Raw genomic sequence first — 26,062 nt, 5'->3', positions numbered from 1 at the left:
GTAGCTAAAGGGCTGTTGTCAAAACAAAATATAGCCTCAGCGTTGATTTTTGGGAAAAGGATCGATGGCTCTCCATAACGTTAAAAATTTAACAGATTTAACGGCTCTTATTTCAATAATATTCTTCAATATATCACAGTTCTTTTACCAATTTCGGACAAAGAGGATCCTTAATTTCTGAAAATAGGGGCTGTTTTGCGTTATAAAATATGGACCCTCTGAGATTCATTGGCAAAAATGAAGCACTCGGAGGGAAGGTTGCTGCTAAGTTTAATGGCGGGTTGCAAATTCCCAAATAAAGCCTTTTAAATAATAAATATGATAATTTAAAATAGAGTAAAATTAGTATTTGATAAATCATGAATTGTAGCTATGTTTGGCGCGGTGTTAAAGAACTCTAAAAGGAAATAACTGCATGAGTACTTTTCACCCCTTAAACGATATGATTTTGACTTTGTGGATGGATTTTCAGCTCATTTTTACTAGCAAACAGTTGCGATAACTTGTCCTTTGGCAAGTAGGCTTCGTTGTTGGTCGAAATAGTTTTCTCCTTTGTCTAATAAGGTCAAATTTTATCAAATAATTAACAACTCTAATTAACTAATTTAAAATTCAGAAGTATGAGTAAGAAATTGCATTACTTTTTACTGCTTTTCGCATCTCTCTGTATACAGGGAATGGTAGCGCAGGGCAATCCGGTTACTGGAACTGTAACCGATGATTTGGGCTCCCCGCTCCCTGGGGTGAATGTGGTGGAAAAAGGGACCTCTAATGGTACTTCAACAGATTTTGATGGTAATTATACCATTAATGTTTCCAGCACCGCTACTTTGGTCTTTTCGTCCTTGGGTTTTACGACCAAAGAAGTTGTCGTAAACGGAAAATCTTCCATTGATGTTAGCTTGGAGGAGGATGCCGAGCAATTAGGAGAAGTAGTAGTAACCGCTTTAGGTATTAAAAGGGAAAGAAAGTCCCTTGGTTATGCCCTTCAGGAAATTAAAGGAGGGGAATTGGTTGAATCAAGAGAAACCAACCTTTCCAACGCGCTAACAGGTAAAGTGGCCGGTTTGCAAGTAGTAAGGGGAAGTAACGGACCTGCTAGTTCATCCAAAATTGTATTAAGGGGTAATAACTCCTTAACTGGTGACAACCAGCCTTTAATTGTGGTGGACGGAGTGCCAATGGATAACTTTACGGGTGGTAATTCCGATTTCTGGAATCCAGCAGCAGATATGGGTAATGGTCTAGGGGATCTTAACCCAGAGAACATCGAAAGCATGTCTGTGTTAAAAGGAGCGTCTGCAGCTGCTTTGTATGGATCTAGAGCTGGAAATGGTGTTATTTTAATTACTACCAAAACAGGTAAGGCACAGCAAGGATTAGGTGTAACCTATTCTGTAACTACTGGTTTTGAAAGTATTTTTATGAAGCCAGAATTGCAAAATGAGTTTGGACAGGGGTCAGATGGTATTTATGCCAATGATTCGGGTTCTAGCTGGGGGCCAAAAATAGAAGGTCAGCAGGTTGAAAAGTGGAATGGAGAACAAACTTCCTTAAGAGCTTATAACAACCTTGAAAACTATATTAAAACAGGGTTCAGTGTTAACCATAGTATTGCTTTTCAACAGCAGGTCAGTAACGGAACATCGCTTTATAGTTCCGCTACTTACTACAGTGATGACAGTAAGATTCCAGGGGCTACCTTGGACCGTTTGAATTTGCTTACCCGTGCAGTATCCAATTTTGGAAAGAATGATAGCTGGACGACCGACGTAAAAGTACAGTACTTGAAAATTTCTGCCGAGAACAGGCCTTTGAGTGGAGTTAACACCTCAAACGTTTTTAGTACAATGTATTTATTACCACGTTCCTTGGACGTAACGGATTTTAGAAATAGTACGGACGAATTTGGAAATATGATCTGGTTCCAGCCATCTGGAAATACGGTTAACCCATACTGGGCTTCCAAATTTAACAGGAATATGGACTCCAGGGATCGATTTATGTTAAGTGGTTCCATTAAAAATCAAATTACCGATTGGCTAACTGCCGAAATTAAGGCGGGTGCCGATTTGTATACCACAAATACAGAAACCAAGCTATTTGCAGGTAGTCCACTATCCAATACTGGCCGCTTTGGTCTTGGAAAGGAAACTTTCGTGGAAAGCAACTATAGTGCGTTGATTACTGCTACCAAAGACAATCTTTTTGGTAAGTTTGGAGGAGCGGTAACCTTAGGAGGTAACCTTATGGCTCAAGAAAATAGTAGCCTAAGAGGAAACTCTGGTGAGTTGGAAGTTCCTAACTTATTCTCCCTTAACAACGGTAAAAACAATCCTTCTATTTGGCAAGGATTCAGTGAGAAGAGAATCAACTCACTTTACGGAACCTTGCAGTTGAATTACGATGGATATTTCTTCGTAGATGTAACGGGACGAAACGACTGGTCTTCCGCACTTAGTAAGGAAAATAGATCTTTCTTTTATCCTTCCATAAGTACGTCCATTGTAGTTACCGATTTGGTTAAAAATAATGGAGGGAGTATCCCAGATTGGTTTACATACCTAAAACTGAGAGGATCTCATGCTGAGGTAGGTAATGACTTAGGCCCATATCAGCTGTATAATTTCTATAGTATTGGGAAAGATCCTAATGGAAATACAACTGCTAGTAGCAACAGTACCTTATTTAACCCAGATGTTAAAAGTGAGTTGATTAAATCCAAGGAGGTAGGCCTAGAAGCTCGTTTCTTCCAGAATAGACTTAGCTTTGATTTTGCTTACTATAAAACAAATGCTACAAGACAGCTATTGAATTTGCCGCTAAACCCATTAAGTGGTTACAGTGCTGTGAAAGCTAATGCGGGTGATATTGAGAACAAAGGATTCGAATTAATGGTAAATGCCAGAATCTTGGATAATCCTAATGGTTTAAATTGGGATATGGGCGTAAATTACTCTAAAAACGAAAATACTGTGGTTAGCTTAACCGATGAGGTTACACAATACGCTCTGGGTGGATTTGACAACTTATCCATTTTGGCAGAATCTGGTGAACTTTACGGGCAGATTTCAGGAACCAAGTATCAAAGAGTAGAAGACCCAAACAGTCCTAATTTCAATAAGATAATTGTAGATGCGGATGGAATTCCGTTGGCTACCAGCGAAAAGTTTAACTTGGGGAACCAACAGCCAGATGCATTGCTTGGTTGGACAAACAACTTCCAGTATAAAAACTTGTCCTTGGCCTTCTTGGTGGATGCAAGAATTGGAGGGGAAATATTCTCCGGAACCAATTTGGCTATCAATAGAGCAGGTACAGGTGCAGCAACGGTAGTTAATGGCGAACGTGCAGATTTTGTTTTTGATGGAGTTGTAGAAGATGGAAACGGAGGATATGTAGCCAATACAACCCCAGTTTCTCCGCAGATTTATTGGCAAACCATCGCTTCTAGATCCGGTAACTTGGGGATATCTGAAGCAAATATTTATGATGCTACCAATATTCGTTTGCGAAGTGTGCAACTAGACTATAGATTGCCAAGTAAATGGTTACAAAGCATGTCTGTTCAAAGCGCGAAAATAGGTGTTTCTTGTAATAATGTGTGGATGATAGACAGTAACCTGAATGGAGTGGATCCAGAATCTGTATTCGCAACCAATTCCAACGCCGTTGGATTTGAAAACCTAACCTCTCCAACATCAAGGACGGTATTTCTTAACTTAGCGGTTAGTTTCTAAAAAAAAAATAATATGATAAAGATGAAAAATATACTATATAAAATAGGGATTCTTTCGGGGATGGTCGCTTCCCTGGTTGCCTGTTCCGATTTTGAAGAAATAAATCAGAACCCAACAGCAGCATCGGAAGAGCAAGTGCAAGTGGAGTACTTCATTAATAATTCCATTATAGGTACGCAGCAAGATCCACATATTGCGGAAAGGGTATTTGTCCTTTATTGGAAGGCTGCGGGTAGAATGGACAGAATAAATACGCTTCCCGTAGGAAGTTATAATGAAGGCTGGTCTTCGGATTACTTTCGGTATGTTTCTGACTGGTTAAAGCACACTTATACGGCTATTCAGGTAGCAGATGCGCAAATTGAGGCAGGAACGGTAAAGGAGTATACCAATAACTTAAAGCAGGTTGCCAGAATTTGGAGAGCTTATCTAATGAGTGAAATGGCAGATAATTTTGGGCCAATGCCAATTAACGGATACCAAGGGGTAAACCCTGACTTCAACAGCGTTGAGGAAGTGTACACCTATATGTTGGCTGAGTTGAAAGATGCAGCTGCTGAACTGGATACGGATATTGTAGTTCCAAACAATGTTAAAAATTTGGATCCTGCTTACCAGTATAACTTCAGCAAATGGCAAAAGTACGCTAACTCCTTAAGGATGCGCTTTGCTATGCGTTTATCCGAGGTTGATGCTTCCAAAGCCCAACAGGAATTTGAGGATGCAGCTGCTTCTGGTGCGTTTATCGCTTCCAACGATGATAACTTTAAGGTGGCCGAAGCTCCAGGTTGGAATGCTTTGACCGGAGTTATGTCTAGAGAGTGGAACAGTCAGTACCTATCTCCAACCCTGAATAATTTAATGATAGGTTTGGGTGGAGTTTCCTCCGAAGATCAACTGCCCGCTGAATTACATTCCCATATTAAGCCAGCTGACTATATGGGGCTAAAGTTTGAAGATCACTTCACCACATTAACCAACGATCCTTCAGCCGGATTCTGGTTTGATGGATTGCATGAAAATATAGATCCGAGAGCCTATAAAGCTTATATAATTCCAGGGTATTTTGATAACCCAGAAATGAATAGGTACCCTTCTTGGAATCAGGATTTCACAGGGGTAACCAAAAGGAGCTTGATGGACGATAATGAGAATGTCGTTAAAGAAGTAGAAGGGGCCTTTACATGGAATGCACCTTCCATCGGATCTTGGGGTGAAAAAGGTAGTAAGAACAAAGTTTATAGTTGGGGAGGAACAGTACCCCGCCTAGCCAATAAATTTAGAAATAGCACTTCGGAAAGAATATTTTTCGGAGCATGGGAAACGCATTTCTTAATTGCTGAAGCAGCAGTTAGGGGTTGGAATGTGCCTACCTCTGGACAAGCGGCTTACGAAGCTGGTATAGCTCAAAGTTTTGAATACTGGGGTGTGTCCGAGTATTTAGGGGAGTATATTACCTCTCAAGAATACAATAGGGCTGGTACTTCTGTAGCATGGAATCATACCGTGGAGCCTTCGGCAACAGAGACTAAGACCTTTGTAGACGGTTATACTGATACTCCGGGGGTTACTACTTTTAAGTATCCAGAAAACACTATATACCAAGGAGGTAGCGTTAAAAATGATCTTTTAACAAAGATTATAACACAGAAGTTTATTGCGCAAACCCCATGGTTGCCATTAGAAACCTGGAATGACCATAGAAGATTGGGCTTACCGTTCTTCGAAAATCCCGCTATAGAAAATGCGTTGCCAAACTTACCTTCATTGAACGAGGGTAATTATATGACCAATAGTGTTAATGTTTTCCCGCAGCGTTTGAAGTATCCTAGTAATATTGAGAACAACGTACCAGAAGGTTATCAGCAAGCTGTTGGTCACCTAGGTGGTCCGGATGATGTGTTTACACCACTTTGGTGGGCGAAACAAAACTAGTATTACTAGTTATAATATTAGTCCTAAAAGGCTGTCCATTTGGACAGCCTTTTTTTTTGCTTCAGAGTTTAACCAATGGTGGAATGTCCGGTGTTGTTAGGAAATAATTAGGCATTGTCCTAGTGCCAGTGATGAATAATAGGAACGCCCAGCACTAGTACTGGAAGATAGGGTTGTCCATAGTAGAAAGGTATATATCCTATAAGGAAAAACACTTTATTGAGGAAAGTGCAATAAAATAAACTGTTGAGTGAGTTAAATCTCACATATATGACGATTGTGTTCATTTTATTCAATTAAGAGCGTTAAAATTATTGATTTTTGAAAATTTAAGATTAAATTAACATCCGGGTAGCGCCGAGAACTCTAATTAAACGAACTAAATTTTACAAGGATGTTTAAAAAAAACCATTACTACTTAATGTTTTTTGCAATTTTCTTTATTCAGGGATTAGTTGCACAAGACGTAACGATTACAGGAACTGTAACCGATGATTTAGGAAGCCCTCTCCCCGGAGTAAATGTGGTGGAAAAAGGAACTACAAACGGTACTTCTACCGATTTTGATGGCAACTATGCCATAGATGTAGCCAATCTAAATGGATCATTGGTTTTCTCTTCACTTGGATTTTCCTCCAAGGAAGTGGCGATTAACGGCCAAACTATTATAAATGTAGGGTTGGTGGAAGACGCAGAACAACTTGGGGAGGTTGTAGTGACCGCCTTGGGAATTAGAAAAGAGACAAAAGCACTGGGTTACTCCCTTACCGAAGTGGGTGGGGAAGAGTTGTCCACGGTAAAACAGACCAATGCTATTAATTCCCTACAAGGTAAGGTGGCAGGAGTGAACATCACCCAAAATGCAACCGGTGCCGCTGGTTCCAGTAGAGTGGTAATACGGGGTGCAAGCTCCTTGTCCGGAGATAATATGCCATTGTATATTGTAGATGGGATCCCTATTGGAAATGAAAATAATGGTTCTGCCGGACTCTGGGGCGGGTCCGATGGAGGAGATGGTATATCTAGTATCAATCCAGATGATATTGCTTCCGTAAGTGTATTGAAAGGTGGGGCTGCATCTGCATTATATGGGTCTAGGGCTGCAGGTGGCGTTATTATAGTAACGACAAAATCGGGACAAGGCCAAGAAGGTTTTGGGGTGGAACTCAGTAGTTCGGTTACCTTCGATGAAGTAGATACTTCCTTGCAGGATTTTCAACGTGAATATGGTCAAGGTACCAGGGGAAGAAAGCCCGTTAACCAATCTGAAGCTTTAGATCTTGGACTTAGCTCCTGGGGAGCAAGGTTGGATGGCACCCCTGTGGTACAGTGGGATGGCGTGGAAAGACCTTATTCCTATGTTGGTAGTAATTTAAAGCACTTTTATAGAACAGGTACCACCTTTATAAATACAGTGGCATTGACCAGTGGCTCCGAAAAATTGAGTTATAGGTTTTCTGCTTCTGATTTAGCTAATAAGGATGTAATGCCCAACGCCGGACTGGATAGGAAAACTTTTTCCTTGAATTCCAGTGCAATTTTAGGAGAAAAAATCACCTCTCAAGTCAATGTGAAATATATTAATGAAGATGTTCAAAACCGTCCGCGTTTATCCGATGCTCCAGGGAACGGAAACTTTACGGTGGCCAACTTGTCTCCCAATGTGGACGTGCGATTTATGAATCCGGGAACCAACCCTGATGGTACCGAACGACAGTACTCTAACAATACTTTTTCACAAAATCCCTACTTCGCTGCCTATAGCTTTAGGAATGAGGATACCAAAAACAGGCTAATCGCCTCAACCACATTGCGATACGATATAACGGATTGGTTATATCTTTCTGGTAGAGCTGGGATAGACCATTCTACCATTAAGAGAACGTCCGTAGAACCCTTTGGAACTGCTTACAAACCTTTGGGCGGTATCAACGAGGAAGAGCGTAGGTATACACAAATTGATGCAGATGTTATCTTAGGATTTGAGAAAGATATAACAGAGAAATTTGCTACTTCTGCTTTTGTAGGTGCTAATAGCAATCATATAAAACAAGAGCAATTAAATCTGGGTGGAAATAGTTTTATCGTTCCCGGTTTGGAGGATATCGCCAATACGGAAACCCAATCTAGAAGTAGAGGGTATAGCGAAAGAAAAATTGGGTCGCTTTACGGATCCGTGGAGCTCTCCTATGATCGTTGGGCTTATGTAACTTTCACAGGAAGGAACGACTGGTTCTCTACCTTGTCCTTTCCTGGGAAGACTACCCCTAATGATGATTTTTATCCATCGGTTAATGCTAGTGTAATTATTTCGGATGCCTTGGATTTGGCAGAGCCCGTTAGCTTTCTAAAGCTGAGGGGTGGTTACTCGGAAGTGGCCGGTGGTGCACAGGATGCATATGCATTGGCCCTAACCTATGAAATATTCGGGCAAGGATTTTTAGGACAACCAACAGGTAGGGTAAATGGTGGTACCGTTCCCAACTCCAATCTGGTGCCATTTAGTAAAACCGAAGCTGAAATTGGGTTGGATGCCCGATTCTTCAACAATAGGCTGTCCTTGGATTTTGCGTACTATAATAATGAAACCACCAAGGATATTGTGGATGTTTCTACATCCATATTCTCTGGGTACGGAGGTGCAAAAGCCAATATAGGACGTGTAGAAAATAAAGGGGTCGAATTTTTATTGAGCGGAAGCCCAATCAAAACTGATAATTTCACTTGGACAACAAGTATTAATGGTGCCTATAATCAGGGCAAGGTTTTGGCAACCAACGATTCCAATGCGGATGTAAATTTGGATGAACCGAGAACACGTAATGTTAGAATAACCCACATTGTGGGGGAAGCGTATGGAACTATAGTGGGAGTTTCCTATGATAGGGATGAAAATGGTACCATAAAGTATACGATAAACGGAGATGGAGTCCCAATAGCAGTGGAAGGGGAAAGAAAGATCCTAGGGGAAGGAGTGCCGCCATGGACATTTGGATTCAACAATAGTTTTAGGTATAAAAACTTTAATCTAAACTTTCTAATAGATGGAAAATTTGGTGGTCAAATCTTTTCGGGAACCAATACCATTGTTTACGGAAATGGACTGCATAAGGAAACCTTGGAAGGTAGGGAAAATGGATTATCGGTTTCTGGAATAGATGCCGATACAGGTCAGCCATTTACAACTACCGTGGCTCCAGAATTTCTGCAGACCTATTACGGTGAAATCAACGATATAGCGGAAGAGTTTGTAGAGGATTCGGATTATATAAAGTTCAGGCAAGTCAGTCTGGGGTACACCCTGCCAAAGAAGACCCTAGAGAATATATTTTTGACCAACGTAAATATATCGGTGATTGCTTCCAACCTTTTCTACCTCAAACGTAGTGTGGACAATATAGATCCCGAAAGTGCCTATAACGTAGGCAATTCACAAGGACTGGAATATTTCGGGGTACCCTCAACAAGAAGTTTTGGATTAAATGTAAATGTAAAGTTTTAAAAACATGACTATGAAAAATTCGATATATATATTATTATTTGTGTTCTTTTTGAGTGCATGTGATAAAGGGTTCGAGGAATTGAATGTTAATCCTACGAAACCGGTACAGGTTAGCCTTGCTACCAAACTTACGGCAGCACAAAAATTCATGTCCAGTGAACGATACGACAACTGGCGTGCCAATCTTATTTACCAATCAACCATGATGCAGCATTTGGCGGTTACTGCTGGATATTGGGCGGGGGATAAATACACTTGGAATAAAGGATATGCATCCTCCTTAATCGATCGTTATTATCCTAACGTGATTAAATCCTTGGAGGATATGAAAGTGCAAATGGAAGAAGAAAATTCCCCTGAAGAAATGAGGGCTATCGTAAGAATTATGAGGGTGTTTGTCTTTGCTCGGTTAACAGACCTCTATGGAGATGTTCCTTATAGCGAAGCAGGCCAGGCATTTATTTCTGGCATTTTAACTCCAAAATACGATGCGCAAAGTGAAATCTACCCAGACCTTTTAAAAGAGCTGGAAGAGTCAGCGGCGGCTTTAGGAACGGGAACTTCCGCGTTTGGGAATGCCGATCTAATATATCAAGGCAACCAAACAAAATGGAAAAAATTGGCGAACTCCTTAATGCTAAGATTGGGGTTGCGGTTAATTAAAAGAGATCCGGCTGCGGCAGAAGCTTGGGCTACTAAAGCGATCGCAGGAGGAGTAATGGAGAGCAACGAAGATATTTTTTACCTGCAACACGATGTTAACAATAGAAATGGGAACAGCGAGGCTTTCGATGCCGATGGAAATCAGCGTTTAAGTAAAACTTTTGTAGACTTTTTGCAAGGAGACCCAAGACTTCCGATACTTGCTTCTAGAAGAAGTGATGGGAGTACTGCTCCAGCAGATCTTAAAGGCTTGCCAAACGGCTTGGATTCGGAGCTATTATTAGCTGCAACCGGAGAAGAGGATACTAGTCTGTATGCGGAACCTAGTGATATCATTACCTTTTTTGAAGCTCCAATGTTCTTTCAAACCTATGCGGAGGTAGAGTTTATGTTGGCCGAAGCCGCTGTTAGGTGGAATTTAGCTGGTGGAGATCCAGAGCCCCATTACAACGCAGGAGTGCGGGCTGCAATGAAAATGTTGGAGTTATACGGGCCGGATGCAGTGATAGCGGATGCCGAAATAGACGCCTACTTGGCTGCCAATCCCTTTGATGCAGCTAATGCCCTAGAACAGATTAATACGCAATATTGGGCAGCTACTTTTCTAAATGAATATGAAGCGTTCGCTAACTGGAGAAGAACAGGGTTTCCAAACTTGGTGCCCGTAAATTACCCGGGTAATGTAACCAATGGAACTATCCCAAGAAGACTCACCTACTCGGAAAGCGAACAGAGCAATAATCCAGAAAATTACCAGGCCGCCATTGCAGCACAAGGTCCAGACCTCCTAACAACAAGGGTGTGGTGGGATGTAGAGTAAACTATTTTCCCAAAGCATTGCAAATCAATAATAATTATAAAGGAGGGGAATCCCCTCCTTTTATATAGAATCAAGAAAAAAGTTTATACATTTTTTTATACCATGCGAAGAAAGAAAGCAATCGTCTTTTGGGCTATAGGGCTTTTAGGTTCAACCATTAGTTGGGGGCAGGATATCCCACGATTTTCCCTTTTGGACGCCAAGTATACCGGGGTTAAATTCAACAATAAAATAAAAGATACCAAAGAAGCTAACATCTTATTATACTCTAATTTCTATGGAGGTGCCGGAGTAGGGATTGGAGATTTTAATAAGGACGGACTCCCAGATTTGTTTTTTGCAGGGAATTTAGTGCCCAATAAGTTATATTTTAACCAAGGTGATCTTAAATTTAAAGATGTTACAAAGTCCTCAGGGATTAAGGAAGATAACGGATGGTCTACAGGCGTGACCGTGGCAGATGTAAATAATGATGGACACCTGGATATCTATGTGACTAGGGAGCTGTATGACGACGCCCCGGAGCTCAGAAAAAATCAATTATACATTAATAAGGGAGATGGGACTTTTAAGGAAGAGGCCAAGGCCTATGGCGTAGATGATTCCCAAAGAACAAGACACGCAACCTTTTTGGACTATGATAAAGATGGTTTTTTAGACCTGTTGTTGTTGACGCAGCCACCTAACCCAGGAAGCTATTCCAAATACTCCGGAACAACGCTGTTGCAGCCAGAATATCATATTAAACTATTAAGAAATACCGGCAAAGGGTTTTTCGAGGATGTTTCCAAAAGGGCAGGGGTGGATCTTACTGGATTTCCAAATGCCGTATCGGCAAGCGACTTAAATAATGATGGGTGGACAGACCTCTATGTGGCAAACGATTTTAATGCTCCGGATTTTCTTTTTATAAATAATGCTGATGGCACCTTTACCAATATCCTTCCCCAAGCTATGAACCATGTTTCATTTTATTCTATGGGGGTAGATGTGGCAGATATAAATAATGACGCATTGCTAGATGTGTTTGTTTTGGATATGGTGGCAGAGGATAATTATAGGTTAAAGGCCAATATGAGCGGAATGAACCCTAGCTTGTTTTGGAAGGTAGTAGAGGAGGGCGGACACTATCAGTATATGTACAATACCTTGCAATTGAATAATGGGAATACCACCTTTTCAGACGTAGCCCAAATTACAGGTATGGCGGCAACAGATTGGAGTTGGGCAAATTTAATAGCAGATTTTGATAACGATGGATTAAAAGATACCTATATAACCAATGGCCTTCTGTACGATATAAGAAATACCGATGCAGATAAGAAGGTGGGCAAGTTTATTACCGAAACTGCTAATAAGTGGGTGATGGAAAATCCGAATACAAATCCTCCAAGCATCTGGGATATTTTGGATTTGGATAAAACTATTGCCCTCTTGCCATCGCAACCCCTTAAAAATTATGCCTTTAAGAACTTAGGGAATTTAGAGTTCAAGGAGGTTAAAGCAGAATGGGGACTTGATCAGCCTTCATTTTCCAATGGGGCTGCCTATGCTGATCTGGATAATGATGGCGACCTCGATCTTGTGGTGAACAATATTAATAATACGGCTTTTATATATCGGAATAACACTGAAAAACTGCCACATACTAACTTTATAAGAATTGCGCTAAAAGACGGGGCTAACAGAAGTGTATTTGGGACCAAGGCCACCTTGTATCAGGAAGGTGGAATCCAGTTTTTGGAACATACCAATGTACGCGGTATTTATTCTACCAGTGAGCCCATTCTTCACTTTGGAGTGGGTAATGCAAAAATTATAGATAGTATAGTGGTACAGTGGCCAAATGATCTAACCACTGTCCTACAAAATATACCTGCCAATCAGATGGTTCGTTTAGATATGGAAGACGGGGAGCAAAGGACTGTTTATAACCATGAAAACAGCAAACCGTACTATAGTGAAGTATCACTAAGAGGAGCCTTAGATTACGTACATAAAGAAAATAGTTTTGACGATTATCGCTATCAGGTTTTATTGCCACATAAACTGTCGCAATTTGGACCGGCATTGGCAAAAGGGGATGTTAACAATGATGGATTGGAAGATGTTTATGTGGGTGGAGCCAACGGTCAGGCAGGGGCATTATTCCTCATGCAAGGGGATGGTAGTTTCATGTCCATATTGAATGACCTTTGGGAGAAGGATGCGGCTTATGAGGATGTAGATGCCTTGTTTGTGGATGTAAATGGTGATGGCTTTTTAGACCTCTATGTAGTAAGTGGGGGCAATGAATACAAGGTAAACGATCCACATTATATAGACCGACTTTATATGAATAACGGAAAAGGAGGTTTTACTAAGGGTGCCGTTTTAAATCTTGGTAGAACGAGTGGCTCTAAGGTAGCCGCCAATGATTACGATAAAGATGGGGATATGGATCTGTTTGTAGCAGGCAGACACATTCCCTATCATTATCCCTTGCCTGCCAGTAGTATGCTCCTGCAAAATCAAAATGGGCAATTGGTAAATAAAACTAACGATATTGCACCAGTATTCAAGGATTTGGGAATGGTTACCGATGCCATTTGGGAAGATTATGATAATGATGGGGATGATGACCTGATTCTTGTCGGGGAGTGGATGCCTATTACTATTTTTGAAAATGTGGAGGGTCAGTTGCAAAAGAAAATTCCAATAGGGCTGGAGAATTCTTGGGGGTGGTGGTTTAGTATTGAGAAGGGAGATTTTGACAATGATGGGGATACGGATTTTATTGTTGGGAATATCGGCCTAAATTATAAGTATAAGACCTCAGTTGATAAGCCATTCGATATATATTTCAACGACTTTGACGGCAACGGGAAGTATGATATTGTTTTGGGCTATTATAATAATGATAAGCATTATCCTTTAAGGGGGTTTTCTTGCTCTGCCGAGCAAATTCCTGGATTAAAGGATAAAATTCAAAAATATGATCTGTTCGCCTCCTTGGAAATAGATCAGGTTTACGGTAAGGAAAATTTGGATAATTCGTTGCATTATGCAGCTCAAACCTTCGCTTCATCCTATATGGAGAATTTGGGAAACGGAAATTTTAAGATTTCTCCCCTTCCTAATATGGCACAGCTTTCAAGTATTAATGATATTCATATAGAAGATTTTAATTTGGATGGTAACCTCGACTTCCTTGCGGTTGGGAATCTATTTGTCTCAGAGATTGAAACCCCAAGGAATGATGCCGGGACAGGAGTGATGATGTTGGGTGATGGCAAGGGAGGATTTACATCCCTGCCGTTTAAGGACAGTGGATTTTTCGCCAATAAGGACGCTAAGAAAATAATTCAACTAACGGTAGGTGATCAACAATGGTTGGTGGTTGCTAACAATGACGATCGCATCCAGGTATTTCAAAAGAATCAATAGATTTTTTTGTTGACCCTTTTTCCCCTTTAGCAGGAGAGAACTAGTAATTCCTATAACATGATGGCTACGGAACAAGACCTTGCAGATTACCCTTATTTACTTTCAGACCTCTTTCAGTGGCCAAAGAGTGCGGAAGACTGGGAACAATATAAACTTACGGAGGAGCAGATAACCCATTACCAAGAGTATGGCTATGTTTCTGGTATTAAGCTGTTAGAGGAATGGCAGGTAGAGCAATTGCTAGAGGAACTAAAAAATGTTATGGATCCGGAACATCCTGGGCATCATCTATTTTATGAATTTCACAGCAATGAGTCAGAGGATCCCAATTCGGTTTTATTCCATTCCTTGGGACATTGGCGCATATCCAAGGGTTTCCATGATGTCTTGTGGAATCCAGCTTTTGTAATGGCTGCCCATCAATTGTTGGAGCATAGGTCCGTACGCTTTTGGCACGATCAGCTTTTCTGTAAACCGGCCCATCACGGGGGTGTGGTGGCCTGGCACCAAGATTATTCCTATTGGACCAGAACGGTGGCCATGCAACACCTTAGTTGCTGGACCGGATTGGATGATGCTAATCTAGACAACGGCTGTCTCCATTATATACCTAAAAGTCATCAGTGGGGGTTATTGCAGAAACCTGCTTTGGCAGGGGAAATGGAGGGGCTAAAGCAATTTCTCTCCCCAGAACAACAGGAAGCCTTTAATCCGGTCCCCATTGAATTGAAAAAAGGATACGCTACCTTCCATCATCCTTTATTGGTTCATGGATCTTATGCAAATACCTCCGGAAGAAGTCGGCGGGCTTTTGTGTTAAACGTATTTGCCGATGGTACCACTAGCAATACCGATGAAGAGTTGCTGCATGGGGTGCCGCCCATTCCAAAAGGGGAAAAGATGAAGGGGAAATTCTTTCCATTGTTATTTAGCGGAGATTAAGCAAGGGGTAGCCACTTAAGTACCCATGCATGCTTGGGATATCCTAACCGTAAAGTTTACTATCTTGGAGATTTGATAATGATAATTTTATCGACTCCGATAAAATAGATACTTACTTACAGATGGATACTATGAAATCAATAGAAGTTGTTTGTGCCCATAAGAGCGAATTGGGAGAAGGCCCTATTTGGGATGAGAAGAGAGGACTTATCTGTTGGGTAGATATATTGAGCGGTCATGTTCACGAATGGTCCGTGGAAAATAAAAAATTACGCACCCTAGAAATTGGGCAGATGATTGGTGCTATGGCCGTAGCTAGCAGTGTTAACTATGTGGCCGCCCTTCACCACGGATTTGCCTATCTGGATCGTAAGCATGGGGAAGTGCAGCCAATTGCCGATCCCGAAAAGCATTTGCCGGGCAATAGATTTAATGACGGAAAGTGCGACCCAGCAGGGAGATTTTGGGCGGGGACCATGCCCCTCTCGGAAGATAAAGCCGCTGGGAGTCTATATGTATTGCACAAAAACGGGACCGTAGAAAAAAAAGAGGATACCATTACTATTTCCAATGGTTTGGCGTGGTGCCAAAGGGAGAAGGCATTTTACTACATAGATTCGCCTACCTTGCAAGTAGTTCGCTACGACTACGATGAGGCTACTGGAGCTATTTCCAATAAAAGAACCATCATCCAAATACCCAAAGAAGAAGGTTTCCCTGATGGGATGACCATTGATAAGGAGGGAATGCTATGGATTGCACACTGGGGAGGGGGGCAGGTAACGCGTTGGAATCCTAAAACGGGGGAGCAACTGGCCGCATTTAAACTTCCTGTCTCCAATGTTACCTCCTGTACTTTTGGAGGGCCCACTTTGGAAAACTTGTATATCACCACAGCTAGGAAGGGGCTTAGTGAGGAGGAATTAAAGCGGCAGCCGCTGGCCGGTTCACTTTTTGTGATTGAAAATTGCGGCTATACAGGTATGCCAGCAAATATATTTGGGTGAATCCAGCTTATTTAATCTACTTGCTAAGGGGGGAGATACGGGACTTTGGGGCTAAAGAGTGTTTCCTTATAAACACAGAAAGTATTGGTCATGCCAACCTATGCTACACCTCAAGATCATTTTCTACTATTAGTTTGCCTGAATTAAAGGCCCAGAGGTCATTTTACCGTAAGAATTGAGGGCGATAAAAGTCGATAAAATATGGGTGGTGAAGTCATTAGGGATTTAAAAGGATAAAAGTTGGTTAAATATTCTTAGAGAATAAAAAAAGATGTGATATTTGTAAAAATTTGACGATAGAAAATGGATGTCGTAATCTCTTCCAAATTTGAAGAGTGAAAATTAAGGGATTGATAATCTTTTGGATTCCATTTTATCAACCATGGCTGGTAAAATAATTAGTACGCAAAGGTTGTAGTTATGGAAAGGATGTAGTTTGTTTATTGCTGATCTTCCTAAATGTAAGGGAGTTTAAAAATTAAGAAACATCAATGTAAAGGTGTTTCAATATAAAATGAATAACACTTAAATCATATTTATGAAAGTTCGTGAACAGTTTATGGTTATCTCCGCGATCGTGATGGTTGTAATTGCTGGTATCGCTGTTTTCTGGCCCCCTATCTTATGGGTACTTCTGTTAGTTGGTCCTCTAATCCTTATGGGGGTTTATGATATTGTGCAAAAAAAGCATACCATACGGCGAAACTTCCCGATTGTTGGGAGATTCCGATATATGCTGGAGTCTATTAGGCCGGAGATTATGCAATATTTTGTTGAGACGGATACAGAGGGGAGGCCCTTAAATAGAATCTTGAGATCGTTGATCTATAGGCGTGCGAAAAAACAAACCGATACGGAGCCATTTGGTACGCAAATGGACCTTTATCATGCGGGCTATGAGTGGATGGAACATTCCATGTATGCCAAGCATAACCCCAAGGAAATTGGGGAGTTTCCTAGACTTATTATTGGTGGAAAAGATTGCTTGCAACCCTATTCTTCCAGTTTGTTGAATATTTCGGCCATGAGTTTCGGGTCCTTGAGTCATAATGCCGTGCTAGCGATGAACAAGGGAGCTAAAATGGGAAATTTTGCCCACAATACAGGAGAAGGAGGTATCAGCGATTATCATTTGGAAAATGGTGGGGACCTAATTTGGCAAATTGGTACCGGTTATTTTGGTTGTCGCCATGATGATGGGAGTTTTAACGAAACTACCTTTCGTGAAAATGCATTGCGTCCTCAAGTGAAAATGATTGAGATAAAATTGTCTCAAGGTGCCAAGCCTGGGCATGGTGGTATACTTCCAGCTTCTAAAAACACGGAGGAGATTGCAAGGATAAGACACATACAACCGCATGTTGCTGTTCATTCTCCCCCAGCTCATAGTGCCTTTGCAGACCCCATCCAATTTATGTATTTCATTAAGAAACTACGGGATCTTTCCGATGGAAAACCTATTGGATTTAAGCTGTGTATAGGTAGAAAGCAGGAGTTTATGGACTTTTGTGAGGCCATGGTCTATACTGGGATTACGCCAGATTTTATTACCGTAGATGGTGGAGAAGGTGGTACGGGAGCTGCTCCTGTAGAATTCTCCAATAGTATGGGTATGCCACTTAGGGAAGGGCTAGTTTTTGTTCATGATACCTTGGTGGGCTTTGCCTTGAGAAAAGAGATAAAAATTATTGTTGCAGGAAAGATTATCACCGGATTTAGTATGGCGCGTGCCATTGCCCTTGGAGCCGATGGATGTTACAGTGCCCGGGCCATGATGTTGGCAGTGGGATGTATACAAGCCCTGCAGTGTAACTTAAATACCTGCCCCGCTGGAGTGGCTACGCAGAATAAATCCCTTGCCAAAGGCTTGGTGGTAGAGGACAAGGCGCCCAGGGTGTACAATTATCATAAGGCTACTATTCACAGCTTCTTGGAATTGGTGGCGGCCGCTGGTTTAGACGGACCCTATGAGTTGAGTAGGGAACACATAAGTAAAAGAATAAGTATGTACGATGTGCGTACCTATGATGAGATTTATCCGTACATGGAAGAGGGATCCCTGTTAAGAATAGATACTATTCCGGATCACTACCAACGCTTCTATAAATTAACCCGGATAATGAAATAAAATTTTTAGGTACGGAACCAGATTAAAGCTTCTGTCTTTGGAAATAACCCACCAAGGACAGAAGCTTTTTATTTTTTCGGAATTTTGCGGCATTGGCTCAATTATTTTGTGGGGTATTCTTTAATTTTGAGGAAATTGTATTTTTTATAATACATAAACGGCAACAGAATGAGTGGTCAATTGAAAATAGGAACCATAAAAATATTGACAGTAGTGGTTTTGGTCTTAGGACTGATTACCATTTTTCTTTTATTCAATGGTCACAGGGCACCCGTTGATCCCAGTACAAGCCCCATAAAGATAACGGCTAAGTGGGAGCTTCCAAACGTGCTTCGGGAGATATCGGCAATTTCATGGGTGAGCCAGGATATGATTGCTGCGGTACAGGACGAGGAAGGGGTGATTTTTATGTACGACCTAGCAAACAACAAGTTGGCGAATTCCTATAAGTTTGGAGACGACGGGGACTATGAGGGGTTGGTTGTGCTCGGGGAGAATGCCTTTGTGCTGCGAAGTGATGGCGATCTTTTTGAGGTCCGGGGATATAAAAATCCCCAGCCTCAGGTGGAGGTGTATAAGACGCCTTTTAAGAGCAAGCATAACATGGAAACGCTTACTTTTGATAAGGAGCGGAACAGTCTATTAATGGTGCCCAAAGATCGGAATCTGGAGGATGATACGTTTAAAGGGATCTATGCTTTTTCCTTGGATACCTATGAATTAAATACGGAAGCGGTTATGAAAATTTCTTTGGACGATGAAATGCTAACTCCTTTTGTTCGTAAACATCAAAATAAAACCTTTAGGCCTTCGGATATGGCCATTCATCCTAAAACCGGAGACCTTTATATTTTGGAAGGGACAAGGCCAAAATTAATGATAATGTCGTCCAATAATGAGATTAAAGGGGTGTACCCCTTGGATCCACAGCTATTTCCTCAACCAGAGGGGATTACTTTTAGTGAGGACGGAGAACTCTATGTAGCTTCAGAAGCGGGGAGGGGTTCGGAAGGGGTAATTTACAAGCTCGTCCTAACGGAACTATAGGGTCAAAAAATAAGCCTTTATGGTCCTAGCATTTTGTCGGAATTAATAACGCGACCTAGGTGTTAGGGATGCGCCCAATCAAGGTTGGAAAAGGTGTTTTTAATGTAATAAATAAGACTCCAACTGGGCAGACCATTTGGAAGATCTTCCTATTGCAGGGGTTAAGGTGGCAAAAGCATCTAACCGGCGTCGGATATAGGAGTCCGTTCTTGTTAATTTTCCCAGTTGTAAGTTTACCGGAATTTCAAAGAGTTCGCTTTCCGTACTTGCCAGGATATGCTTTTTTGCGGCTCCAAGATATTGGTCTTTTCTACCTAGTGAAACGGGAAGCACCTTGGTGTCTTCCCAATTGGCCAAGATAACCGGAATGTCCATGGGGCCGTGAATGTCAAATATAACAACGTCCAAGATATATTCCATTTCAAGTTGCATGTCAATTTTGTGGAAGGTAACCGCTACAGCTACCATAATTTCACTCTCCTTATTACCTACATGAATGTATTCAGGGACATTTTTAACCTCTACGGAATTTATTTGTGCCATGTTTTTTTTGGTTTAGTTATGATTTATAAAGGTCAACTCCTAAAAATAGGAGCTTTTTACTCACTAAGCGAGATTTGTATGCCTCAGCGCTTGCCTACCCACTCCGCACAGGCGCACCTGCTCGTTCCATATAAGGGGGAATTGTTGTCGGTAGTATCCGTCCGATGCCTTATGGCCTGCTCGGAGGTAATTGGTTATAAGATCGCATACCTAGATTAGGAGTGCCTTCCTCCTAAATTCTACTGTATTTTGCTTAGATCCAAATATAGATAGGTACGTTATAGTAACGTTCAGGGGTAATAGTATTTATATACATCTTACAAGTAAGTTGTAGGTACTATAAATATACATTTAAACGTCAAGGAATTATAGGAAAATGGTGTTTTTGTGATATATGCTAACTTAAAAAATGTCCAGATAAACTTCACTAAGCTTAGGACGTTTTTGTGAAATTTATGTCTACATTTGCGCTTTGTATGTTCTTAATATTCTTCAATAACCGGAAAAGGATTTACTTAACCGTAGCAAAAAGGGAATCGTGTGAAAATCACGAACTGTCGCGCAACTGTAAGTAACATGCCAAATGCTTTCATCTAAGAGTGTCCACTGCATATGCGGGAAGGACGGTGGAAGCAGTTACAAGTCAGGAGACCTGCCTATTCCGAATTGACAATGCTTTCGCGATTGAAGTTGTAGTCTAATGTGTACTTGGTTATAACAAGAGGGTTATCTATTTATATGGAAGATCCAAGGTTATTTCTTAAACCATTTACCACAAGAAATTTCTTCATAAATAAAGTATTGCTCGGTACCGCAATACCGCTTTAAACTAAGACTATTCATTTGGAAAAGTTTTAAGTGGTTATAAGCGTAGTAAACTGGTTGTTCGCGAATCGGTGACATCTTTTCTATTATTTAAAAGATGTAGTCCTGTTCTAGAGAGGTGTAAAGATTGCTTTTTGTAGGGAAAAATGTAATCCTAGAGTGAAAATAACTCAATTATTCCTATTGGAAAGGGCTAACTGGAATTGAGCGCATACTAAGTAATGTCTAGCATGGTGGGCTATTTAACTCCTCATTGGAGCGTTAAAACCCTGAATGTTAATAACCATGTGGACAATCAAATTTGAAAATATATAATCATAAAGAATAAAGGTAGACCTTTATAACAAGCATGATTTTAAATTTATAAATATTTAATGACCATGGAAATTACCTCAATTGTAAAAAGAGGCTTTGCAACAGAACCCTTTGAATTAAAAAAGATAAGCAATGCCGTATTAAAGGCCATGACCGCCGTAGAACAGGGTGAGCCCGCCGATGCCGAGCGTATAACCGAATTGGTGTACACATTTCTTGCAGAACGAAAAGAGAAGGATAGAGACTATGTGCCTACAGTTGAGGAGGTGCAAGATCTGGTGGAGACAAAATTAATGGAAAGTGGCTTTTTTGAGGTGGCAAAAGCCTATATCCTATATAGGAACGAGCAAGCCAAAAAACGTAAAAGCAATATTTTTGAAAAGCGACTCAATCTTAAACCTTACGAATATCCAGAGCTGTACGAATACGTGCCAGCCATAAGGCATTCCTATTGGATTCATACCGAATTTAACTTCACTAGTGACATACAGGACTTTAAGGCTTTACTTACAGATGTTGAGCGCTCTGCCATCAAGAATACCATGCTTGCTATTTCGCAAATAGAAGTAGCCGTAAAAAACTTCTGGGGAGATTTATACCATAGGATGCCAAAACCGGAAATAGGTTCGGTGGGTTCTACCTTTGCCGAAAGTGAGGTTAGACACCATGATGCCTATTCCCATCTTTTGGAGATTTTGGGGCTGAACGAAGAGTTTAAAAACCTGAAAAAGAAACCGGCGATCATGAAACGGGTGCAGTATTTGGAAACCGCCCTTAGAAATGCCAAAAGTGAGGATAATAGAGAGTATGCAGAGTCAGTTTTGCTCTTCTCACTCTTTATAGAGCACGTTTCCCTCTTTTCCCAATTTTTGATCATCATGGCTTTTAACAAGCATAAAAATATGCTTAAGGGAATTTCCAATGTCGTAGAAGCTACTTCTAAAGAAGAGCAGATCCATGGGGATTTTGGAATTGACCTTATTAAAATTATAAAACAAGAAAATCCAGATTGGTTCGATGAGGATTATGAGCTAATGATTCAGGAAATGTGTAGGGAGTCTTTTGAGGCGGAGAGTAAAATTATCGATTGGATCTTTGAGGCAGGAGAATTGGACTTTTTACCCAAAAACTTAGTTAACGAGTTTATAAAAGACCGCTTTAATAAATCCCTAGAGAGTATTGGGATTGGAAAAATATTTGAAATAGATCAAACGCTCATAGCGGAAACAGAGTGGTTTGATGACGAGATTATAGGCACCAAACACGGAGATTTCTTCGTTAAGCGATCCATAAATTATAGTAAAAGAACCCAAAGTATAACCAGTGAAGACCTTTTTTAATATGAACGATAACAAATTGACCGCAGATTCCGAAGTCCAAACCACCAACCAGAGCGAATTGCTAATAGCGTCTAGAAAAGAAGCGCTAGAAAAGAGTAAAGAAAAAAACAATAAAGGTTTTGAATGGTTAACCGAACATAGTAGAAACTTCCTGGCCTTAGGATATATCTCCAATGGAATGTCTGCCGAAGAGCGCATCCGGGAAATAGCCGATAGAGCAGAGGAGATTCTTCAAATACCAGGGTACTCAGATAAATTTTATGGGTATATGTCTCAGGGCTTCTACTCTTTGGCTTCCCCTGTTTGGTCTAACTTTGGGAAGAAAAGAGGACTCCCTATTAGCTGTTTTGGATCTCACATAGACGATGATATGGGGAATATTTTGTACACCCAATCGGAAGTAGGGATGATGTCTAAATTAGGAGGGGGTACCTCCGGGTATTTCGGAAAGATCCGTCATCGTGGCGCTGAAGTAAAAAATAACGGACAGGCATCGGGAGCTGTTCATATTATGCAGTTGTTCGAGTCTATGGTAGATGTAGTAAGTCAGGGCTCGGTAAGACGTGGTCGTTTTTCACCCTACTTGCCCGTAGAGCATCCAGACATTATGGAGTTTTTGGAGATTGGTACCGAAGGGAATCCTATTCAGGAACTGACCCATGGGGTTACCGTAACGGATAAATGGATGCAGGAAATGATAGATGGGGATGTAGAAAAGAGAACCATCTGGGCAAAGGTATTGCAGCGAAGAGGTGAGATGGGGTACCCCTATATCTTTTTTAAAGATCATGCAAACAACGCTGCCGCCGATGTGTACCGAAATGAGAAGCATACCATCTATGCCAGTAACCTTTGTACAGAAATTATGCTGCCCTCCAATGACGAGTGGTCTTTTGTTTGTGTGCTATCTTCCGTAAACTTATTGCATTATGATAAGTGGAAAGATACCGATGCGGTGGAAACAATGGTTTATTTTCTGGATGCGGTAATTACGGAATTTATAGAAAAATTAGAGGAATATAGGGATTCCGAGGAAAGGGAAGACCGCCAAACCTTCCTATTCATGGAACGGGCCTATAACTTTGCAAAGGAAAATAGGGCATTGGGCTTAGGAGTATTGGGATGGCACTCGTTTTTGCAATCCAAAATGTTGCCCTTTAATAGTCAGGAAGCCTATAACCTAAATAGTGAAATCTTTAAATTGATTAAGGAGAAATCCTATACCGCTTCAAGTGAATTGGCCGATAGATTTGGAGAGCCTAAGGTGCTTAAAGGGTATGGTAGACGTAACGCTACTTTAAATGCTATTGCTCCTACAACTTCCTCCGCTTTTATTCTAGGGCAGGTTTCACAAGGGATAGAGCCTATTTGGTCTAATATCTATGTGAAAGATATTGCCAAGATTAAAACCACTATTAAAAATCCATACCTAGAGGCGCTACTAGAGGAAAAAGGAAAAAATACCCAAGAGGTGTGGCGTAGTATCCGAGATTATGATGGGTCTGTGCAGCATTTAGATTTCCTTTCGGACTTGGAGAAAGAGGTGTTTAAAACCTACTCGGAGATAGATCAGATGGATATTGTTTACCAAGCTGCAAATCGCCAGAATCATATAGATCAAGGGCAGTCGGTGAATCTTATCGTGCATCCAGATATGCCGGTGAAGGAAATAAACAAGATCCATGTCACTGCTTGGAAATTGGGCTTAAAATCCCTCTACTATCAGCATAGTATGAATGCCGCGCAAAAATTTAGACAGAAAAAAGAGTGTGCTAGTTGTGAGGCGTAGATACAGCTTTAAGTAAACTAAAGTAGTAAGGCCCCAGGAAGTTGTCCTGGGGTTTTTTATTTTGAAAACCACTACTTAAAGTGGAATGTGGAGTCGCTGAAGGCTTGTTTAGGCGATTTTTGTGCGCTTTTGTTTGTATTGAGTGCTATGGACGTCTTTAGCAATGACTGTCCCAAAGATATCCCTGTGGTGATTATTGTGATAATTAGGAGAGGGTGGCAATCAATTGTAGTTAATTAGTTAAATTTGAAATAGAACCTTAACGGAAATTCTTTCCCTAAACACTAATAGTATGAAAATATCGAGATTAAGTAATGTTGTATTGTCCCTTTTATTAATCGGGATGTTTATTGGTAATGCCCAAGATCAATTTGGAGGGCTGGCATTGTATACCGTGCGCAACGATATGAAACAAGATGCTAAAGCTACCCTCCAAGCAGTGGCAGATGCTGGATATAAAAATATTGAGGCGGCAGGTTATGCCGATGGAAAGTTCTATGGGATGGCACCGGCCGATTTTAAAGCGTATTTAAATAAATTGAATTTAAGGCCAATTAGTGCTCACCAGGGGAGTGTTACTTTGGAAAATGCAGATGCCATGATGGCCGATGTAAAAGCTGCTGGCTTTGAATATTTTGTAGTGCCCATACCGCCAATGGGCCATTTTATCTATGATCAGGAAACTAAGTCCATGGGAATGACAGGCGGAGCGGCCAAGCTAGCAGGAATATTAAATACGCTTGGGGAAAAAGCGCATGCAGCCGGACTGAAGCTGCTTTACCACAATCATGATTTTGAGTTTGTGGAGGATAGGGAGGGCGTGGTACCCATTGACTATCTGTTAGAAAACACCGATCCAAAATATGTCAACTATCAAATGGATCTGTTTTGGGTGACTAAGGCAGGGGTTGATCCTATTGCCTATTTTGAGAAATATCCTGGGCGTTTTATAAGCTGGCATGTAAAGGATATGGACAAAAAAGGCCGATTTGCACCGGTTGGAACGGGTACTATTGATTTTTCCCGTATACTAAGCAAAAAAGAGCTATCTGGGATGAAATTTTATATGGTAGAGCAAGATCAAACCTTTGATGGTTTGGAGCCCTTAGAGGCTATTAAAATTAGTCATAAGGCTTTAAAAAATATCGGGTTTAATTAAGCTGAAACGGAGGTTTTGTAAAACCATCGCTTTGTGCTAAACGGTTTAATTCGGGGTCTAGGCTTTTCGCAGCTTAGGCCCCGATTATTTTTTGCAGTTCGTCCGCCGAGTTTCTAGGTTGGTGATAACTATTAAAGAGTGGATTGTGTTACAATTCCTTTCAATGCAGTAAAATCATTCTTTTTTTATTTTTTTATTTTGTTATACAGACAAAGGAATTATGGCGCGATTATGGTTGAGGTGAAATAATGGAGGCTTAGTCATGGCGCGATTTATAAGAGGGAAGGGTATGAGTGCTACATTAATTTTTGGAAAGGACGTAGTAGGGTTGCTGATGCTGGGGGCGATCGGGGAAAAACCCGATTTTGGATTTACCTCCGATTTTCTTTTTAAAATTTTGTTGGCGGTGATAGCCGGCTTACTCATCGGAATGGAGCGTGAGTTTAAGGGGAAGGACGCAGGGTTAAAGACCAACATGCTTGTGTCTCTTGGGGCATGTGGCTTTGTGATGCTGTCCTTGCAGTTTCAGGGAGTAGAATTTACAGATGTTACTAGGGTGTTGAGTCAGGTGGTGACCGGTGTAGGATTTTTAGGAGCAGGGGTCATCCTTAAAAAAGAGGGATCTGTGAAAGGGCTAACAACTGCTGCCACCGTTTGGTGCAGTGCCGCGGCCGGATGTATAGCAGCTCTTTATTTGGTAACAGATCTGATCCTATTCACGGGACTAGTGGTCTTTGTAAATCTTATTTTTGGATTGATCGGGCGCAAGTTTAAGTAACGGAAGGAGTGTAACGCCTAAAAATGGGAGCGTGGTTTCTTGAGCGATGTGATCGCAATAGGATTAGCTTCGCTTTTCCTGACAAAGCTCCGCTTTGAAAATA

Annotated in this window: 14 protein-coding genes and 1 riboswitch; of the genes, 13 read left to right on the top strand and 1 reads right to left on the bottom strand. The window is 41.1% G+C overall.

The genetic code is table 11. From position 1 onward, the window contains the following. Positions 1-620: 620 nt before the first annotated feature. The 9 genes from BV214_RS04285 (at position 621) to BV214_RS04245 (ending at position 19,210) form a co-directional block, all read left to right on the top strand. Positions 621-3,740: a SusC/RagA family TonB-linked outer membrane protein gene (locus BV214_RS04285; protein ID WP_086476256.1), complete on the top strand. Its 3,120-nt coding sequence runs from the start codon at positions 621-623 to the stop codon at positions 3,738-3,740. 21 nt (positions 3,741-3,761) lie between these two features. Next, complete coding sequence (locus BV214_RS04280) at positions 3,762-5,675, top strand: SusD/RagB family nutrient-binding outer membrane lipoprotein (RefSeq protein WP_086476358.1); 1,914 nt, start codon at positions 3,762-3,764, stop codon at positions 5,673-5,675. Between the two features lie 394 nt (positions 5,676-6,069). Continuing rightward, positions 6,070-9,177 (top strand): SusC/RagA family TonB-linked outer membrane protein, encoded by a 3,108-nt coding sequence (locus BV214_RS04275; protein WP_086476255.1) that lies wholly within the window; start codon positions 6,070-6,072, stop codon positions 9,175-9,177. Between the two features lie 10 nt (positions 9,178-9,187). Then, positions 9,188-10,660 carry a SusD/RagB family nutrient-binding outer membrane lipoprotein gene (locus BV214_RS04270; RefSeq protein ID WP_086476254.1) on the top strand — a complete coding sequence of 491 codons (1,473 nt, stop codon included), beginning with the start codon at positions 9,188-9,190 and terminating at the stop codon, positions 10,658-10,660. Between the two features lie 102 nt (positions 10,661-10,762). Further along, the gene (locus BV214_RS04265; protein WP_086476253.1) at positions 10,763-14,086 is read left to right on the top strand and encodes a VCBS repeat-containing protein; all 3,324 of its coding nucleotides are present in this window, start codon (positions 10,763-10,765) and stop codon (positions 14,084-14,086) included. Between the two features lie 57 nt (positions 14,087-14,143). Then, on the top strand, positions 14,144-15,028 hold the full coding sequence (locus BV214_RS04260) for a phytanoyl-CoA dioxygenase family protein (protein WP_245806742.1): 885 nt from the start codon (positions 14,144-14,146) through the stop codon (positions 15,026-15,028). A 131-nt stretch (positions 15,029-15,159) separates the two neighbouring features. Beyond that, positions 15,160-16,035 carry an SMP-30/gluconolactonase/LRE family protein gene (locus BV214_RS04255; RefSeq protein ID WP_086476356.1) on the top strand — a complete coding sequence of 292 codons (876 nt, stop codon included), beginning with the start codon at positions 15,160-15,162 and terminating at the stop codon, positions 16,033-16,035. 538 nt (positions 16,036-16,573) lie between these two features. Next, positions 16,574-18,163, top strand: coding sequence for an FMN-binding glutamate synthase family protein (locus tag BV214_RS04250; protein WP_086476252.1), 1,590 nt, complete (start codon positions 16,574-16,576; stop codon positions 18,161-18,163). A 168-nt stretch (positions 18,164-18,331) separates the two neighbouring features. Further along, positions 18,332-19,210, top strand: a complete 879-nt coding sequence (locus BV214_RS04245) for an SdiA-regulated domain-containing protein (protein ID WP_086476251.1) — start codon at positions 18,332-18,334, stop codon at positions 19,208-19,210. 99 nt (positions 19,211-19,309) lie between these two features. Here BV214_RS04245 and BV214_RS04240 read toward each other — a convergent pair whose 3' ends face one another. Further along, entirely contained in the window at positions 19,310-19,753 is a 444-nt protein-coding gene (locus BV214_RS04240; RefSeq protein ID WP_086476250.1) for a hypothetical protein, read from the bottom strand. A 489-nt stretch (positions 19,754-20,242) separates the two neighbouring features. Continuing rightward, a riboswitch (cobalamin riboswitch) is annotated at positions 20,243-20,427 on the top strand. A gap of 531 nt (positions 20,428-20,958) precedes the next feature. Here BV214_RS04240 and BV214_RS04235 point away from each other — a divergent pair. The 4 genes from BV214_RS04235 (at position 20,959) to BV214_RS04220 (ending at position 25,959) form a co-directional block, all read left to right on the top strand. Then, on the top strand, positions 20,959-22,233 hold the full coding sequence (locus BV214_RS04235; protein ID WP_086476355.1) for a ribonucleotide-diphosphate reductase subunit beta: 1,275 nt from the start codon (positions 20,959-20,961) through the stop codon (positions 22,231-22,233). Between the two features lies 1 nt (position 22,234). After that, a complete protein-coding gene (locus BV214_RS04230) occupies positions 22,235-24,022 on the top strand; it encodes a ribonucleoside-diphosphate reductase subunit alpha (protein ID WP_086476249.1) in 1,788 nt (595 codons plus the stop codon). Positions 24,023-24,365: 343 nt separating this feature from the next. Beyond that, positions 24,366-25,181, top strand: a complete 816-nt coding sequence (locus BV214_RS04225; protein WP_394334913.1) for a sugar phosphate isomerase/epimerase family protein — start codon at positions 24,366-24,368, stop codon at positions 25,179-25,181. A 289-nt stretch (positions 25,182-25,470) separates the two neighbouring features. Further along, positions 25,471-25,959: an MgtC/SapB family protein gene (locus tag BV214_RS04220; RefSeq protein ID WP_317045163.1), complete on the top strand. Its 489-nt coding sequence runs from the start codon at positions 25,471-25,473 to the stop codon at positions 25,957-25,959. Positions 25,960-26,062: the final 103 nt, after the last annotated feature.

The organism is Arenibacter amylolyticus (assembly GCF_002150785.1).
GTDB lineage: Bacteria > Bacteroidota > Bacteroidia > Flavobacteriales > Flavobacteriaceae > Arenibacter > Arenibacter amylolyticus.
The sequence above is the reverse complement of the archived record's forward strand: the minus strand, read 5'-3'. Positions and strand labels throughout refer to the sequence as shown.